This window comes from bacterium, from assembly GCA_004299235.1.
Taxonomy (GTDB): Bacteria; Chloroflexota; Dormibacteria; order Dormibacterales; family Dormibacteraceae; genus SCQL01.
On sequence record SCQL01000064.1, the window covers coordinates 1 to 14525 of the forward strand.

Genomic DNA, 14525 nt, shown 5'->3' on the forward strand with positions numbered 1-14525 from the left:
GGCGCAAGATCGGCCTCGCCAGCGATCTCTGTGCCCAATGCAGAAGTGGCCGGAGAACTCGAGATGGTTCCCGACAATGCGGTTTCGCTCGCAGCCTGCGCCAACACTGAAGCGAACGACTGATCGGCGGCGCTCAAAGGAACGCTGGAATTCGGCCGGGGCTGCCCGTCACCTGGGATCTGGCCGGTCTGAGACAGGCTTACAGAGCCGATGGTCATGGCCGCGCCGCCGGTGTAGGACGCGAACTTGCCAGATCGTCCAGCTCCGTCAACTCCTGGCGCATGGCCTCCTCGCGCCACCGGTTTCGGCTGCGCGCATCGAGCCGGGCAAGGACGCTCGATTTTTTGCCTGCCTCGCTCCATGCCTGACGGGTTTCGGCGCACTTCAACTGGGCCGAGGCGGTATTGTTGTGGCAGATCCGAATGGAATCGCTAAGGCGTTGAGCCTGGTCCTGGGTCCATTGAATCTCAGCTATCGTCACTTGGCCGGTGGGAGGCTCAAGGGATGCGAGCCTGGCCTTGGCCTCGAGCTCCATTGCTTTGGCACGCCGAAGGTCGCGCAATGCGAGCATGAGCCGGTCCTTGGCAACTTTTTCCTCCAATTCGCGGATCCGTGTCAGCCGGGCAAGCCGGAAATGGTAGCTCTTCACGAAGCTGGCACCTCCGATTCAGCGAGAGCGAGCAGGCCATTGCGGGCGGTATCCAGATCGGTGACCTCAGTTACGCTTTGCCTGCAATAGTCATCGATGGCAGGCTTCAGTGTGACTGCGCGGTCTATCAGCGGGTTTGTCCCGGAGACGTACGCATCGATTTCGATCAAATCTTTGGCATCACGCCATGCGGCGAGCATTTCGCGCACGGCGCCTCCGGCGCGCAACTGTTCCGCCGATGCCACGGCCGGGGCAACCCTGGAAACCGAGCCCAGCACATCGACCGCCGGGTAGTGGTTCGATTCGGCCAAGGCCCTGGAAAGCTGGATGTGGCCGTCGAGTATCGAGCGGGCGGTATCGGCGATTGGCTCGTTCATGTCATCGCCCTCCACCAACACTGTGTAGAGACCGGTGATCGACCCCATCTCCGATAGGCCTGCCCGTTCGAGCAGCCGGGGAAGAAGTCCAAAGACGCTTGGAGGATAGCCGCGTGTAGCCGGGGGTTCGCCGGCGGCAAGGCCCACTTCGCGCTGGGCCATGGCGAAGCGGGTTAGGGAGTCCATCATCAAAACCACATCGTTGCCCTGGTCGCGGAACCACTCGGCGATTCTGGTTGCAGTGAAGGCGGCCCGTATCCGCATGACAGCCGGGGCGTCGGAGGTTGCGACCACTACCACCGAACGCGACAAGCCATCCGGGCCCAGATCCCGTTCGATGAATTCCGCAACTTCGCGGCCGCGCTCGCCAATCAGTGCCACAATCGAGATGTCAGCCGAGGTTCCCCGGGCAATCATCGACATCAATGACGATTTGCCGACACCCGAGCCGGCGAATATGCCAAGGCGCTGACCTTTGCCGCACGGGATGAGCCCGTCTAGAACTTTCACTCCCAGCGGCAATTGATCCTTTACGATGCCGCGGCGCAGCGGGTGGGGAGGCGTTCCCGCTATCGATACGTCGAATCCGCCAATTGCAGGCCCGTCGTCAATGGGCCGGCCGAAGCCGTCAAGTATGCGGCCCAGCAGCTCCGGTCCCAGGCGGAGCGGCACCGGCCCATCCAGAGCGCGCACCCGTGTTCCCGCACGCAGGCCGGTAGTGTCGCCGAATGCCAAACATACGACTTTGTCTTCTCTGAGCGCCACCACCTCGGCATGGATCTGGCTCTCGCCGAGGATCAACACGAGGCCGTCGCCGATCGCCGCCGGAATGCCGGCAACTTCAATGGACATGCCGACCATCTGAGTCACCTGGCCATATCGCTGCGGGCGCGCCGCGGCGAGCGCCTCTGCTGTAATGTCGTCGATCAACCCGGTCATTGCCCGCTCTCCGGTCCAGAGGCAAGAAGAACCTGCCTCACCCGTTCAAGCGCGCTGTCCAGCTGTGCATCCAAAGTGGATCTGCCAACCTCAACAAGAGCTCCTCCGCATTTTATTGAGGGATCCGCAACCAGGCAGAGCTCGCGCCCTGGGCTTATTTCGCTTACATCGCCTAGCGTTTCGACATCTGCAGGGTTCATCCTGACGATGGCAGGCTGGTTTCCTCCATCCAGTGCCAAGGCCCGCGCGATGGCATCGCGTCCCGGGTTGGCCGCCAGCCCTGCTTCCCGGCCCAGAAGCTCTTCAAGAAGGGAGAAGGCCAGCTTCGGCACCGTCGTTTGGACTTCAGTCCTAAGGCGGGTGCCTATCTCGTGCACTTCTGCGAGCGCCTTTGAAAGTGCTGCGAATGCGACCTCGACGCGCCGGGACTCCGCGTCCCTCAGCGCCGCCGATTCGATCGCCGCCTTGGCCAGCCCATCCGCATAGCCGTCCTCGTAGCCCTCGCGCACCGCCTCGGAGTGCTCTGCCTCCAGATCAACTTGCGATCCGCGTCTTTGGTAGGCAGTGGTGACCGCGACGGCGTGATTCAGCCTGCGAAGCTCAAGCAGCCGCTTGTTCTGGGCATCCGATTGGCCAAAGATGGTCATATAACCACCTCGTCATCGCGGGCAATCGTTATGACCCCCTCCTCGTCGAGTTGGCGCGCCATGTGCACAATCGTTCCCTGGGCAGCGTTGATATGGGAACTTCGCACCGCGCCCATCACTTCCATTTCCTCTTCGATCATGGTGGTGACTCTTTCAGAAAGGTTGCTGCGGATCTTGGAAAGGGCTTCAGGAGAGAGATTCGGGTCTTTCATAGCCAGTGCGAGCGTGGGCGCATCAAGCTTCCGGAAAATCTGCTGAAGAGCCTTGTCCTCGAGCTTTATAACGTCGTCGAAGGTGAACAGCTTGGCCCGGATCTGCTCGGCGAGGTTCTGGTCCTGCATCTCAATCTCGCTCAGCACATGCTGCTCTATGGAGCGGTCCGAATGGTTGAGAATTTCGGCTATCGCCAATGCACCGCCAGCCATGGTGGTCGAGCCGCTGGCACGGAGATTTCGCAGCCTGCCCACCAGCAAGGCTGTGGCTTGGCGAACTGCTGCGGGGTCGACCCTGGTCAACTGTGCGATCCTCTTTGCCACCTTCACCCGGAAGGCGGGATTGAGACCGCTGAACAACGCTGCCGCGTCGGCAGGGGGCAGGTAGGCAAGAATTACTGCTACCACTTGCGGCTGCTGGGCGCCAAGAATCTCCAGAGCCTGCTGGGGGTCGGCTTGCAGCAGTTGAGACAATGGGCTGACGGCCTGTTGGCCCTCTATCTGTTCCATGATCTCGCGCGCTCGGGCCTGCCCCAGGCGCTCCTCGAGGAACTCCTGTGCAAGTTGGGCACCGCCGTGGCCAACCAGTCCGGTCTGGCTGGCTCTGCTCATGAACTCGTTCAGCACATCAACCACGATTTCATCGCTGAGCTTCGGAAGCGCGATCATCTCTTTGATCAGACTGATAGCTTCCTCGTCGCTCATCTCTTTCAGAATTGGACCTGCGCGCTGAGTACCGAGTTGGGCCAGCAGCACTGCCACCTTTTGGCGGTTGGTGAGAACGATTTCCGTTTGGCGAGTCAACCTTGTGCCCGCGGGCGGATCAGTCCTGGCCTCTGGAGCGGCAACCGATATCGGCTCTGTGGGATTGGCCGCACTCATGCCGGGTTCCCGTTTCGCTCGTCAGCCCAGGACCTGAGAAGGCGGGCGACTTCTCCAGGATGCTGTCCAACGTGCGCATTGACCTGGGAGAGCACCGCTTCCGGAGCGCCTGTCAACGTGACAGGCGAAGGCACGAAGCTTTGTTCGCCCGCCGTCAGGGCGCCGTCTTCGAATGACAGCATGCGCGAAGGCCTTGGGACGTCGGAGACCTGGATCTCGTGATAGACGGGGCGCCGTGCGGATCGCATCGCTAAGAACAGCATGGCCAGCAGAAGCAGGATCAGCACTGCAGCCTCTGCTGCGTGTTCGATCATCTGGCGCCGTGCCGCAGCGGCAGTCATGGCACTCGCCTGTGCCGTATTAGGTTTGGCAAACGGCAGCTCTGTGACAACCAGGCTGTCTCCGTTGGCTGTATTGAGGCCAGCGGCCGCCGTTACCAGGGATTGTACCTGGGCCACGGTGGCCTTTGTCTTGGCATCGGAATTGAGGATCACGGCAACGGAGGTCTTTTCGACCTGGCCCGGGGCCTGCTTGACCGTCTTGGTAACCTGACCGACAGCGTTTGTAACCTGGCTGTTGGTGGAAGTGGAGTTGTAGTTTCCGCTGCCGGACGGAGGCGGCTGCGAAGCTCCGATGACCCCCGATGGAGGAGAGCCGGTTCCCGTGTAGGTCTGGCTGGAGGTGGTCTGGTTGGTGCTGGCCGTGATTGGCTGGCCTTGGGAATTTGTCTGCAGGCCTTGGGTCGTGGTGCTCTGCTGATCGAAGTTCAAAAGTGCGTGGACCTGGACCGTCGAGTTGCCCACACCCACCACCCTGCTGAGAAGGTTTTCAATTGAGCTGGAGAGCTGGTTGTCGTAGGCGGTGCTTTGCTGTGCCTGAGCCGTCTCATTGCCAAGGGATGTTTCTCCCGGTGATGAGAGCACGTTGCCGTGGTTATCCACGAGGGTGACGTCCGATGCGGACAAATTGGGTGTTGCCGAGGCAGTGAGATGAACGATCGCCTGGACCTGGCCCGCAGTCAACTCGACTCCAGGATAAAGGGCTACGAGTATCGATGCGGTGGTGGCGGGCTGATTGCCGATGGCGAAGTCGCTCTGCGCTGGCACCACGAGATCCACCTGGGCTGCCTGTATTCCCTGGATTGATTCGATGGTCTGGGCGAGCTGCTGTTCCAGAGCCTGCTGGTATTCGACCTGCTGGACGAACTGCGAGGTGGTGAATCCACCCTTTTCCAGGCTCGTGAATCCGACCGTCCCCGAATTGGGAAGACCCTGCTCAGCCAGCGAGACCCGCTCCTTGTCCACGCTGGCAGCCGGGACCAGGATGGTTGCGCCTCCGTCGCTCAGCTTGTAGGGAATCTTTGCTGAGTTCAGTTGTGCCACCACCGCCCCCGAATCTGACGACTGCAGATTGGTGAAAAGAGGTTGGAAGTTGGGCCGGGATTCATAGCGCATGAAAACCACGCCGGCAACGATCGTCACGATGACCGCCAGGACCGTGGTAACCTTCTGCCCTAAGGTGAAGCCTGAGAGCGCCGAGGTGGCCCGGCCTCGTGCGGAGGCCAGCGTTTCGAGATTCAAAGGTAGAAGAGCCACAGGACTACACCGGCATGTTCATGATTGCGTTGAGAGAAGTGACAGCCTTGCTGGTCAGCGCGGTGGCAAGCTGAGTAGCAAGTTCGGCCTCGGTGGAGGCCACTGTGGCATCGACCGCGCTTGCCTTGCCGACCGCCGCTTCCAGCGAAAGGTTTGTGGCATTGCTGGTTGTGCCATTCAGCGAATCGATTGCCTGACCCAGGATGTTGTGGAACGAGTCCGCCGATGCCGGACTGGACATTGAGGTGCCGGCGCTGCCTGGACCGGCGACCTGTGCGGCGCCGACGGACTCGGCGGCGATAGTTGGGATGGGGGGAATTGCCGGTATCATTCTCAGGCCTTTATGTCGAGGATCGAGGCGTAGGCGTCTTTTGCGTGCGACATGACCTGGGCGTTGGCCTGATATGAAATTTGAGCCTGAATGAGATCGGTCATCTCGCTTCCAAGGTCGACAACCGGATATGCGACCTCGCCGCTAGCGTTAGCAAGCGGATTAGTCGGCTCGTACTTGTTCTGCCCGCTTGCCGGGCCAAGTTCGATGGCATTCACCTGCACACCAGCTCCGGCTCCGGTCCCATCCGGGATGCCCGGCAGAACCCGCTCGCCAACATTGACGTACTCAGCCTGGTAGACGGGCTGGCCCGGGGTGACACCATCATTCATATTGGCGATATTGCTTCCTATGGTGTCGATCCATGTCTGGTCGACCTCCGACCCGGTTCCAGCGACATCGACTGCGCTCCAAATTGAACTCAAAGTACCTCCTAAGCGGTTATGGCATCCGAAAGGATGCTGAACTGCCCGCTGAGGGCATTGTCCAGTGTGCGGTTCATGAGATTGTTGTCCATCATCAAGGTTGTTTCGGCAGGTATGGAGACATTGTTGCCATTGGTCCCCGAAGCCAGATTCTCTGGGATGGTCTCCACGCTGGCCGTACCACCCGTTTGCAATGCCTGGGCCAGCGCGGATTCGAAACTTACCTGGTCGGCCTGATAATTGGGGGTGTTGACGTTGGAGATGTTGTTGGCGATGGCCTGCTGCTGATCGACGACGGCATTGAGGGCGAACTGCAAAATTCCGATGGACTCGGTAACATCAGCCACGGCAATACTCCTGAGCGTGAAATAGGGGTAATAGCCGTCGTGGCCCGATGTCGAGCGTTCCTTGCTCTCACTGGTATCTACGGCCCAACCGCGTCAGGAATTGAGAGGCTGGGGGAAATTTATAGCTGAGGCTGAAAATGCAGCTTCCGGCAGCACCGAATGCGCCAAATCAAAGAGCGGTGTCCACGTATGCCGGCGGCCGCTGCTCCTGGTGGGGGCTTCGCCATGTAGGAGACAGGCGCCGTTCGATTGCCGACATCCGGGCAGCTACGTCCGCCGCCAGCTGGTCATAGCCAGTGGCGAGCTGGCGTGCGGTGTCGATGCAGCTATCGGGAATGGGTTCACTTGGCCGGTTAGGAGGCGATGGGGGAGTTGCACCTGTCTCAGCTGCTTGGCGCGCCGCCGCAAGATGCATCGAGGCTTCAGCCAAATACTCATCCCAGGTTGGATCCGGCATTGTTCCCCTCGTTTGCACTCACGGCGGCGCGCCACGCATCGTGAATCGGCTGAAACAGTTCGGCGCACTGTCTAACCCGCTCGACATTTTTTTCCAAATTCGCTTCGATGAGCTGGCGCTCCAAAAATGCGTAGACCGCCATCAATTCGTGGCCTCCTGTGAATCCGTCGGGATTGAGCGCGCTGCGGAGCATTCTAAGGATGCTCTGGGCATGTTGAAGATTCTCGTTTCCCGCCTCATAGTCCGCCGCCTCGATAGCGGCTTCTCCTCTGGCGAGGTCAGCTGCCAGCCGGTCGCAGAGCATTAGCAGGAGCTGGGGTCCGTTGGCGGTCTGCACGGCCTGGTTGTGGTAAGCGGAGGCAGGATTGATGTAAGGCATGGAATCTCTTAGCCTCCCATAGTTGTCGAGCCGCCCGACAGAAGGGACGACGACGAGGATGACGATGACGATGAGGACTGGGAGAGAAACTTGCTCTCCGAGGAGAGCTGGGCAAGGAGCTCCTCCATATGGGTGAACTCCTGCGTGAGCAGCGCGCGCTGGTTGCTCACAAGCTGCTGCTGCAGAGAGATTTCACTCGTCACATTGGACAGGGTGGAGTTCAGGCCTGTTATGGTCTCCGATATTTGTCCGCCGGGAGTGACGGTGGCCTGCTCGGCAAGGTTGGCCAATCCCTGGGCAAGGCCGGGAGCGTAATTGACGGATCCAAGCGGCGTCGCTGTGGTGATTCCAGGCGTGGTGATCTGGAGAGTCAGGCCGTCCGCCGCATTGCCGGGATCTGCCAGGGTCAGGGTCTGGCCAATTCCGGAAGCAGCCACCCCGTTTATCGTCCCTGCGACATCGGTGCCTGAGAACGTGGTGCCTGCTGCTGTCAGGCCAAGCTGGTCGCTGCCCGAGGCGCTGACACTGAAACTGGCTGCGGATCCGTAATTTGCCGAACCCAACTGCACGTTGTAAGCGCCTGAGGTGCCCGCCAGTGAGGCTGAGACTGCAATGCCGGCCGCAGCCATCGCACCGTTGATGCCTGTTATCACGTTGGCGATGCTCTCACCGGCGGTGGCCGCATATGTGGCAGTGCCTGAGCCCGAGGTAACCGTGTAGCTTTCGGCAGAGGCCAATGTCGCGGCCGACGAGGCGAACGCCGCAGTGCCGGTGTCGATCGCCTGGGAGGCAGAACGGCTGATCGAGACGCCATAGCTGCCTGGCATGGTGCTATTGCTGGCTCCAGCCACGCTTACCTGGCCGGAGTAGGTGGAGCTCGAAGGAGAGAAGGTGCCTCCCTCGGTGAACATGGCCTGCACTGCGGCTGGGTTGGCGTCGTAGGCAGTTACGAAAGCGTTCTGGTTGAATGTGATCGTTCCCGAAGAGGTGATTGCCAGCCCGGCGGATTCCCCGGCGGTGCCGTCAGATCCGGCGGTTGAGGATCCTATTGCATTCCCCACAATTGCAAGCACCTGCTGCGCAAGGGTGTTCAGCGATGTCTGGCCGTTGAGAGGCCCGGCGGTATTGGTCGACTGGTTGTATGCCGTATCCGTTGCGATGTCGGAGAGGATTTTGTTCGCCGCGTCCACCAAGGACGATACCTGGCTTGCCACCTGGGATCCGTCAGCGGAGACATTGAGCGTTACAGGTGCTGTGGAGACCTGGCTCAGGTGCACCGTCACTCCGGGAAGCAGGCCAGTCACGTCATTTGTTGCGGAGCTGACCTGGTAGCCGCCGACGCCGCCAATCGACACGACGGCGTTCTGGGCAGCTGTCGTTGTTTGCATCGCGCCAAGCGACGAAGCAGAAAATGCCTGGGTATCGATGGTTGCCGCCCCCGCGGTTCCCGTTTTCATCGAGTTTACTTCGAGTGCATACTGGTTTGCGCCCACCTGAAGAGCGGTAGCCGTGACTCCAGCGTTGGCTCCATTGATCGCATTCACGACTGAGGAGAGTGAACCGTCACCGACCGAGACGTTCTGGGCGGTCATGGTACCAACGCTCAAGCCGCCGGAGATGTTTGCTGTTATCGATCCGCCAGTGCCCGATGCAAGGGTAACGGAGGTGGTTCCGGTGCCGGCGATATTGTTTACGGTGGTGTTTGTGCCGTCGACATTGATGATCCCGTCGGTCCCGTAAACGACTGAGCCGGTGGAGAGCCCCAGAGTGCCCAGTGCCGTGCCCCCGGTGATTTGAAGCGATGCGGCCGATCCCTGCTGCGCGGTGGCAATTGAGAGCAGCCCGCTCGAGTTGACCGAAGCATTCAGCGTTCCGCCTGAAGCCTGGGTGATTGCCTGGGCCAATTGAGCCTGGGTGTAGGTTCCAGTCGGGATGACGACGGCCAGTGCGCTCCCATCCACATTGAGGTTTATCTGGTTGTTGGTCGAAGTGATCGAGGTGCTCGATGCCAGTGGAGTGGCTCCCGTGACGCTTGCACCGGCCGAGGCCTGGGTGACGCTGATTGTGTGGGCTCCGGCGGCAAGGCCCGAGGTGCCGCTGAAGGATGAAATTCCGATCGCAAGGCCACCGGAACCGACCAGATAGTTGCCCGAGGCCACTACGTCGTTGGTTGCCGATACCGTGCCGGCAGAGATTTGAGTGGATCCGGTAGCCAGCTGGTCTACCGCAAGGGTGATGGATCCGGCACTTGTTCCTCCGGTGACCGTTCCGGTGGCGGTTGTGGAATTTGACGAGCTGACCGAATAGGCCTCGTTATAGGCGGCCGGATTTGCAAGCGCGTCACCAGCCTGCTGCAGGCTCAGAAGGTCGGAATTCAGTGCCTGGTAGTCCGAAATCTGGGTGTTCAGCTGGCTCTGCTGGGATTGCAGCGACATCAGTGGTTGTTCGAAAATCGCCAGCTCGGCATTGATTATCTGACTCGTGTTGAGGCCTGATTCCAGTCCGCCAAAACTGATAGGTGCTGTCATTGTTCGCCACGCTCCATTCTTGGACGTCTCAAGGTTCCCGAGTGGTTCTCCTGATGCTGGCAATGTTCTGGCGTTATGCCGGGGGACTAAGGAGAGCCTGGGCCGCTTGGGATGGCTCCACCCCAGGGCTTGGACCCTGGGGTGGAGGCTGGAATTACTGGAGCAGCTTCTGCGCCAAGCTTGGCAGGTGCTGCGCCTGATAAAGAACCGACATTCCTGACTGTTCGAGGATTTGCAGCGAGGCGAACTGCGTCGTCTCCTTGGCGACGTTTACGTCGACCAGGTTGGCGTGCGCTGCCTGGATGTTCTCCTGGGCTGTGGTAAGGTTCGCCGAAAGCGAGGTCATCTGGTTCTGCGTTGCACCAATATCCGATGCCATGCTGGCAACCGTGGAGATTGCAGCCTGGACAGCGGTCATGGCCGCCTGGGCCGAGGTTACCAGCCCGATGCTGATGGCGGCGGTGTTGACCCCCAGGGCAGTCGAGGTGGATGATGCTATGGACAGAGCGATCTGGTCGCTCGACTGGTTATAGGGTCCGACCTGGAAAGTCTGGTTCTGGTATGAACCGTTCAGCAGGGCAGTTCCCCCGTAGTTGGTGCTTTGGGCAATCTGGTCGAGTTCGGCCTGCAGCGAGGCGAATTCGGACTGGGATGCGCTCAGCGTGGAGGAGTTCTGCGTACCTCCGTTTGCGGCCTGGGTGGCCAAAGTGTTCATGGTTTGGAGGATTGAGGCCTCCTGTCCGAGCGCTCCCTGGGCAGTCTGGAGCACGGACACGGCGTCTTGAACGTTGCTGATCGCCTGAGTGTAACCGTTGGCCTCTTCCTGCAGGTATTGCCCGATAACATAGCCGGCCGGATTGTCAGCAGCCGTTTGAATCTGCAGGCCCGATGAGAGCTCGCCGACTGCTTGTGCCAATGCACTGTTGGTTTGGTCAAGATTGTCATACGAATTGACAGCTGACGCATTGTAGTTGATAAGAAGTCCCGACATGGGATTTGTCCTCCTGCTGACATTGATTCTTCCCGAAGGAAGACGAAGCTTCCTTGCTCCAGTGCTAACTACGGTCCATTGCCGTAAAGAGTTGAGAGGTCGGCAGGTTTTAGTTCTTGGCCGCTTTGTGCGAATCGGTCCGCTGTGGCTCGTGCACATTGCCGTAGCGCCGGCGCTCGATGGCTGCAAGCCGTTCCTTCATTGCCCGGGCCGAGCGTGCAGGGGAGAATTGCCTGAGATAGCGTTCCCTGGCTCTTTGCGCCTTCATCAGCGCCAACTTGGGCTGCCCAGCGACGAGCCGCATGGCCTTGGCCGCTTCCGTTAGGCTTGGCTCGGCCCAGCGCCCCTGAGACGAGCTGCGGTATAGGAGATCCGGGATCGCCTTTAGCACGAAGGGAACCTGGAAGCTGTCGCGCTCGCTCTGAAGTTCGGCACTGAACGAATGGCCCGTAACGATAGTTGGCACCCCTGCAGTCATTGCCCGGCCAATAGCCAAGCCGGTCCCTTCGCTTCGATGAAGCGAGACGAAGCACGATCTGGCCGCTGCCCGGTCATTGAGGATGTGGCCAAGTCCCTTGTGATAGTCATTTACGAGTTCGATGTCGCTCCTCTTTGATGCAGCGGCGACCAGCCTTGCGTGTTCCGCCGGAAAGCGCTCCGCATGAGTTGTCTCAATGAGGAGTTTTGGCCCCTCACCGGGCTGGAACGCGCCAGAGAAGGCCTCCACTGCGCCAAGGGGGTTCTGCCGCTCGAATCCTTCCGCGTAGTCGACGCTGGCGACAAAGGTGAAACCGGTCTCGCTGGCGTCGTCCCCCTCCTGGCGCCACTCGGTCGTGATCGGGAGCAACATCCTTAGGACCGGCCGGCTTGTCGCCCGGGTAACGCTAGCGGCGGAAAATGCCGAAGGCACCCAGATTTCATGAACGATCGACGAGGCCGTGCTCATAGTCTGAGGCGGCCTTTCAAAGTCGCAGCGCCACACGCCGATCATGTAGCGGGCTTCGAAGCAAGCAGCACCGTGGTCGAAGACGAAGTTGGTCAAATCCTGGGGGGAGAGCACGAGCAGCGTGGTGTCGAAGGGATGGTCTCCCTCGTCATGGTGAGTCCACTCCAGCAGGCCCGGCTGTCCGTCCGAATGATAGGAGGTGGTCGACACCGACATGCCGTGGCTGCCCAGCGTGTTGGCAAGGGCACGTGCTATGTCGCCTTCGACAGAGGTGCTCTCAAACGCGCCAACGATATTGATGCCTCCGCGCCGGGTCACAGCCGCCACCCTCTGGGGCGGCAACGAAGTTGATCCTCTTCGCCCGCGTTCGATGGGAACGGAGCCAACCGGAGCAATTTCCACATTCGCTACAACCGGGTCGGCGTGGCTGGCTTCGAGCAGCCCGGGAGCAATCCGGCTGACCTCCTCGGTCGATTGGGCCAATGCCTCGGGATCAAGCAGGCTCCGCGCCTGGTGCAAGGCATTGATGACACTATGGTCTGCGAAACTGCCAAATGCCGCAGCCGCCGCGAGGATGCGCACCCGGGGATCGAGCTGTTCGTTGTTGGCCATTGCCACCAACGGGCACGCTGCCGGCAGGCCGCGGTTGCGCAGCCTTGAAGACCACACCAGAGCTCTGGCCACAGGCAGGCGCGGACCAAGGCGTCCTGCCGCAGCAAGCGGCTCCAGACGATCCGGAAACTTCTGCCAGATGGCTTCGAGCACTGAATCAGCCACCGCCGCCGGCTGGCGAAGCAGCCGTCCGAGCACCCCCATGAGGTCGTCCACCTCAAGTGCGTCGGCAATCTCTGACGGAGACCGGTGCGCTTTGATCAGCCAGAAAACGAGCTCTCCGAGATCTGCCTCCAGCAGTCCCTGAGCGCGCACTGCGTCAAGAACGACGTCAGCGGCCTCTGCGAACCGGCCGAGAGAAGCAAGTGCTTCGCCGCGTATGGAGGCGAGCGTATGCGCGGTATATTCCATGCCGTCATCGTCGCGCCCCCGCGACGGAACGCGCGCCAGCATAGACAGGCCTGCTGCAACGTCGCCCATGGAGATCCTTATCGAGCCCTCAGCGATGTCCGCGGCAATCTGGCTGACCGATGTCCGGCGCAACTCCTCCACCTGGTCGAGGGCCTCATCGAAGCGTGAAAGGCGGCCAAGGATATAGACCAGGTTATTAATGGCCATCCGCCGCGTAATTGGCTCCTCGGCAATTGAGGCTGCCTCCTTCAACACCTCAACCGCCTCAGTGCTCTGTCCGGCCACGTCCAGAGCGCGGCCGTAGTTCATTAGCGCATATGGCTTGTTGAGGACCTCGTCTTCTACGGCTTGCCGGGCGAGAGCGAGATTGCGTTCGGCCTTGTTCTTCGACTGGAGCACCTCGGCAACATAGCCATAGTGGATTATTCTCGATCCGCTAAGGTAGCCGAGCCTGAGAGGGCGGCTTGGGTCGTCGGCCGCGACCACCTGCTCGTGAAGCCGATAGAGCCATGTGCACGAAGTCCTTCGGAACAGCCGTATAGCGGTATGCACCGAGCGGGCATTGCCCAGCCCATGAAGATTCTCTATTGCCACCAGGTACGCTTCCAAGTTGGAACGCCGGTCGGAGAGGGTGGCCCGCAGCATCTCCGGATCGGCCAAGAGGTGCTCATCGGCGTCCAGCGAGAGAATCCATTCACCACTCGCCTGTTCCAGCGCCGCATTGCGGGCCCGGGCAAAGGAGTCGTCCCAATACCCCTCTATGACCCGCGCGCCAGCCGCCTTTGCAATTTCCACCGTATTGTCGCTCGATCCGGTGTCGTAAACGACGATCTCATCGGCAATATCGGCAATTGAGTCGAGGCATGACTGAAGCATCTGCTCTTCGTCCTTGACAATCAGGCACACTGAAAGCAGGCAGAGCGGGGGAACCGAATCTATGCCCCACTTGGTCACGAACAGTTCCTGATTGCACACCTGGTGCTGCCACTTGATTCCGTTGAAGTCAAAGGTTGCGTGCCCCGCGTGATGTACGAATGAGCCGTGCGCGACCACGAGGCGAAGGCCTGCTCCGCGAAGTTTCATGCACAGGTCGTCGTCCTCGAATCCGCCGATGCCGTACGCCTCGTCGAAACCGCCGATCCGGGTGAAGACTTCAGAGCGGATTGCGAGGCAGAAACCGACAAGACGCGCACAGTCGCTGGTCTGCCCGGCGTGGGCCCTTTTCCAGGCCTGCGCAAATTCCCCGATAGCGGCGGCACCTTCACCCTGGTAAGGGATGTCTTGGATTATCTGATGTCCTGAGACGCTGTTCGATCTCGGACCGACCGCACCGACTGTGGGATCCGCAAAAGGGAGGAGCAGTTCCTCGAGCCATCCGTCGAAAACCAGGGTGTCGTTGTTCAAAAATACCAGGGCTTGGCCCCTGGCTGCTGCTGCGCCCTGATTGCAGCCTGCGCCGAAGCCGCAATTGGCTTCGTTTGAGACTACATCGACCCATGAATAATTCCGAAGTTCAAAGCCCGTGGCATCAGTCGAGCCATTGTCGACCACCACCACTTGGTCTCCAGGTGCGAGTGTTGATTGAAGAGACTCGAGGCAGTCACGCGTGCGGTCCCATGCGTTCCAGACGGGAATTACAACTGTCGCGGCAAGGCGCTGGCTCTGAGGGCTCACAGTTTCTATTACGGTCCAAAGGAGTGCCGAATTGACCCCCGCAAACTGCGATGTGGCGCTGGGGCGGGAACGGCGGCTGGCACCGGTTCAGCCCCAGGGGAAATCGGAGCGTGCGGGATATCT

The 14525-nt window shown here is 60.4% G+C and carries 12 protein-coding genes; all 12 read right to left on the reverse strand.

The features are described from left to right. Positions 1–214: 214 nt before the first annotated feature. The 12 genes from EPN29_13985 to EPN29_14040 all read right to left on the reverse strand — a co-directional run bounded on the left by EPN29_13985 (position 215) and on the right by EPN29_14040 (position 14285). Entirely contained in the window at positions 215–649 is a 435-nt protein-coding gene (locus EPN29_13985) for a hypothetical protein (protein TAN30978.1), read from the reverse strand. Beyond that, positions 646–1965, reverse strand: coding sequence for a FliI/YscN family ATPase (locus tag EPN29_13990; protein ID TAN30979.1), 1320 nt, complete (start codon positions 1963–1965; stop codon positions 646–648). The genes EPN29_13985 and EPN29_13990 overlap by 4 nt, the downstream gene beginning before the upstream one ends. After that, entirely contained in the window at positions 1962–2612 is a 651-nt protein-coding gene (locus EPN29_13995; GenBank protein ID TAN30980.1) for a hypothetical protein, read from the reverse strand. Before EPN29_13995 ends, EPN29_13990 begins: the two co-directional genes overlap by 4 nt. After that, on the reverse strand, positions 2609–3706 hold the full coding sequence (fliG, locus tag EPN29_14000) for a flagellar motor switch protein FliG (protein ID TAN30981.1): 1098 nt from the start codon (positions 3704–3706) through the stop codon (positions 2609–2611). Before fliG ends, EPN29_13995 begins: the two co-directional genes overlap by 4 nt. Further along, positions 3703–5301, reverse strand: coding sequence for a flagellar M-ring protein FliF (fliF, locus tag EPN29_14005; protein TAN30982.1), 1599 nt, complete (start codon positions 5299–5301; stop codon positions 3703–3705). The genes fliG and fliF overlap by 4 nt, the downstream gene beginning before the upstream one ends. Positions 5302–5305: 4 nt before the next feature. Next, a complete protein-coding gene (locus EPN29_14010; GenBank protein ID TAN30983.1) occupies positions 5306–5632 on the reverse strand; it encodes a hypothetical protein in 327 nt (108 codons plus the stop codon). Between the two features lie 2 nt (positions 5633–5634). Further along, positions 5635–6057 carry a flagellar basal-body rod protein FlgC gene (locus EPN29_14015; GenBank protein ID TAN30984.1) on the reverse strand — a complete coding sequence of 141 codons (423 nt, stop codon included), beginning with the start codon at positions 6055–6057 and terminating at the stop codon, positions 5635–5637. 8 nt (positions 6058–6065) lie between these two features. Beyond that, entirely contained in the window at positions 6066–6410 is a 345-nt protein-coding gene (locus EPN29_14020) for a flagellar biosynthesis protein FlgB (protein TAN30985.1), read from the reverse strand. A 428-nt stretch (positions 6411–6838) separates the two neighbouring features. Further along, positions 6839–7240 carry a flagellar export chaperone FliS gene (gene fliS, locus EPN29_14025; protein ID TAN30986.1) on the reverse strand — a complete coding sequence of 134 codons (402 nt, stop codon included), beginning with the start codon at positions 7238–7240 and terminating at the stop codon, positions 6839–6841. Positions 7241–7248: 8 nt separating this feature from the next. Next, the gene (locus tag EPN29_14030; protein ID TAN30987.1) at positions 7249–9768 is read right to left on the reverse strand and encodes a hypothetical protein; all 2520 of its coding nucleotides are present in this window, start codon (positions 9766–9768) and stop codon (positions 7249–7251) included. 154 nt (positions 9769–9922) lie between these two features. Next, the gene (locus tag EPN29_14035; GenBank protein TAN30988.1) at positions 9923–10918 is read right to left on the reverse strand and encodes a flagellin FliC; all 996 of its coding nucleotides are present in this window, start codon (positions 10916–10918) and stop codon (positions 9923–9925) included. Then, positions 10869–14285, reverse strand: coding sequence for a glycosyltransferase (locus EPN29_14040; GenBank protein ID TAN30989.1), 3417 nt, complete (start codon positions 14283–14285; stop codon positions 10869–10871). Before EPN29_14040 ends, EPN29_14035 begins: the two co-directional genes overlap by 50 nt. Positions 14286–14525: the final 240 nt, after the last annotated feature.

What these genes read in the sequence shown, in the direction of transcription:
- EPN29_13990 (TAN30979.1), bottom strand. Translation starts at nt 1,965, where the DNA reads ATGACCGGGTTGATCGACGACATTACAGCAGAGGCGCTCGCCGCGGCG.
- EPN29_13995 (TAN30980.1), bottom strand. Translation starts at nt 2,612, where the DNA reads ATGACCATCTTTGGCCAATCGGATGCCCAGAACAAGCGGCTGCTTGAG.
- fliG (TAN30981.1), bottom strand. Translation starts at nt 3,706, where the DNA reads ATGAGTGCGGCCAATCCCACAGAGCCGATATCGGTTGCCGCTCCAGAG.
- EPN29_14010 (TAN30983.1), bottom strand. Translation starts at nt 5,632, where the DNA reads ATGATACCGGCAATTCCCCCCATCCCAACTATCGCCGCCGAGTCCGTC.
- fliS (TAN30986.1), bottom strand. Translation starts at nt 7,240, where the DNA reads ATGCCTTACATCAATCCTGCCTCCGCTTACCACAACCAGGCCGTGCAG.
- EPN29_14030 (TAN30987.1), bottom strand. Translation starts at nt 9,768, where the DNA reads ATGACAGCACCTATCAGTTTTGGCGGACTGGAATCAGGCCTCAACACG.
- EPN29_14035 (TAN30988.1), bottom strand. Translation starts at nt 10,918, where the DNA reads ATGTGCACGAGCCACAGCGGACCGATTCGCACAAAGCGGCCAAGAACT.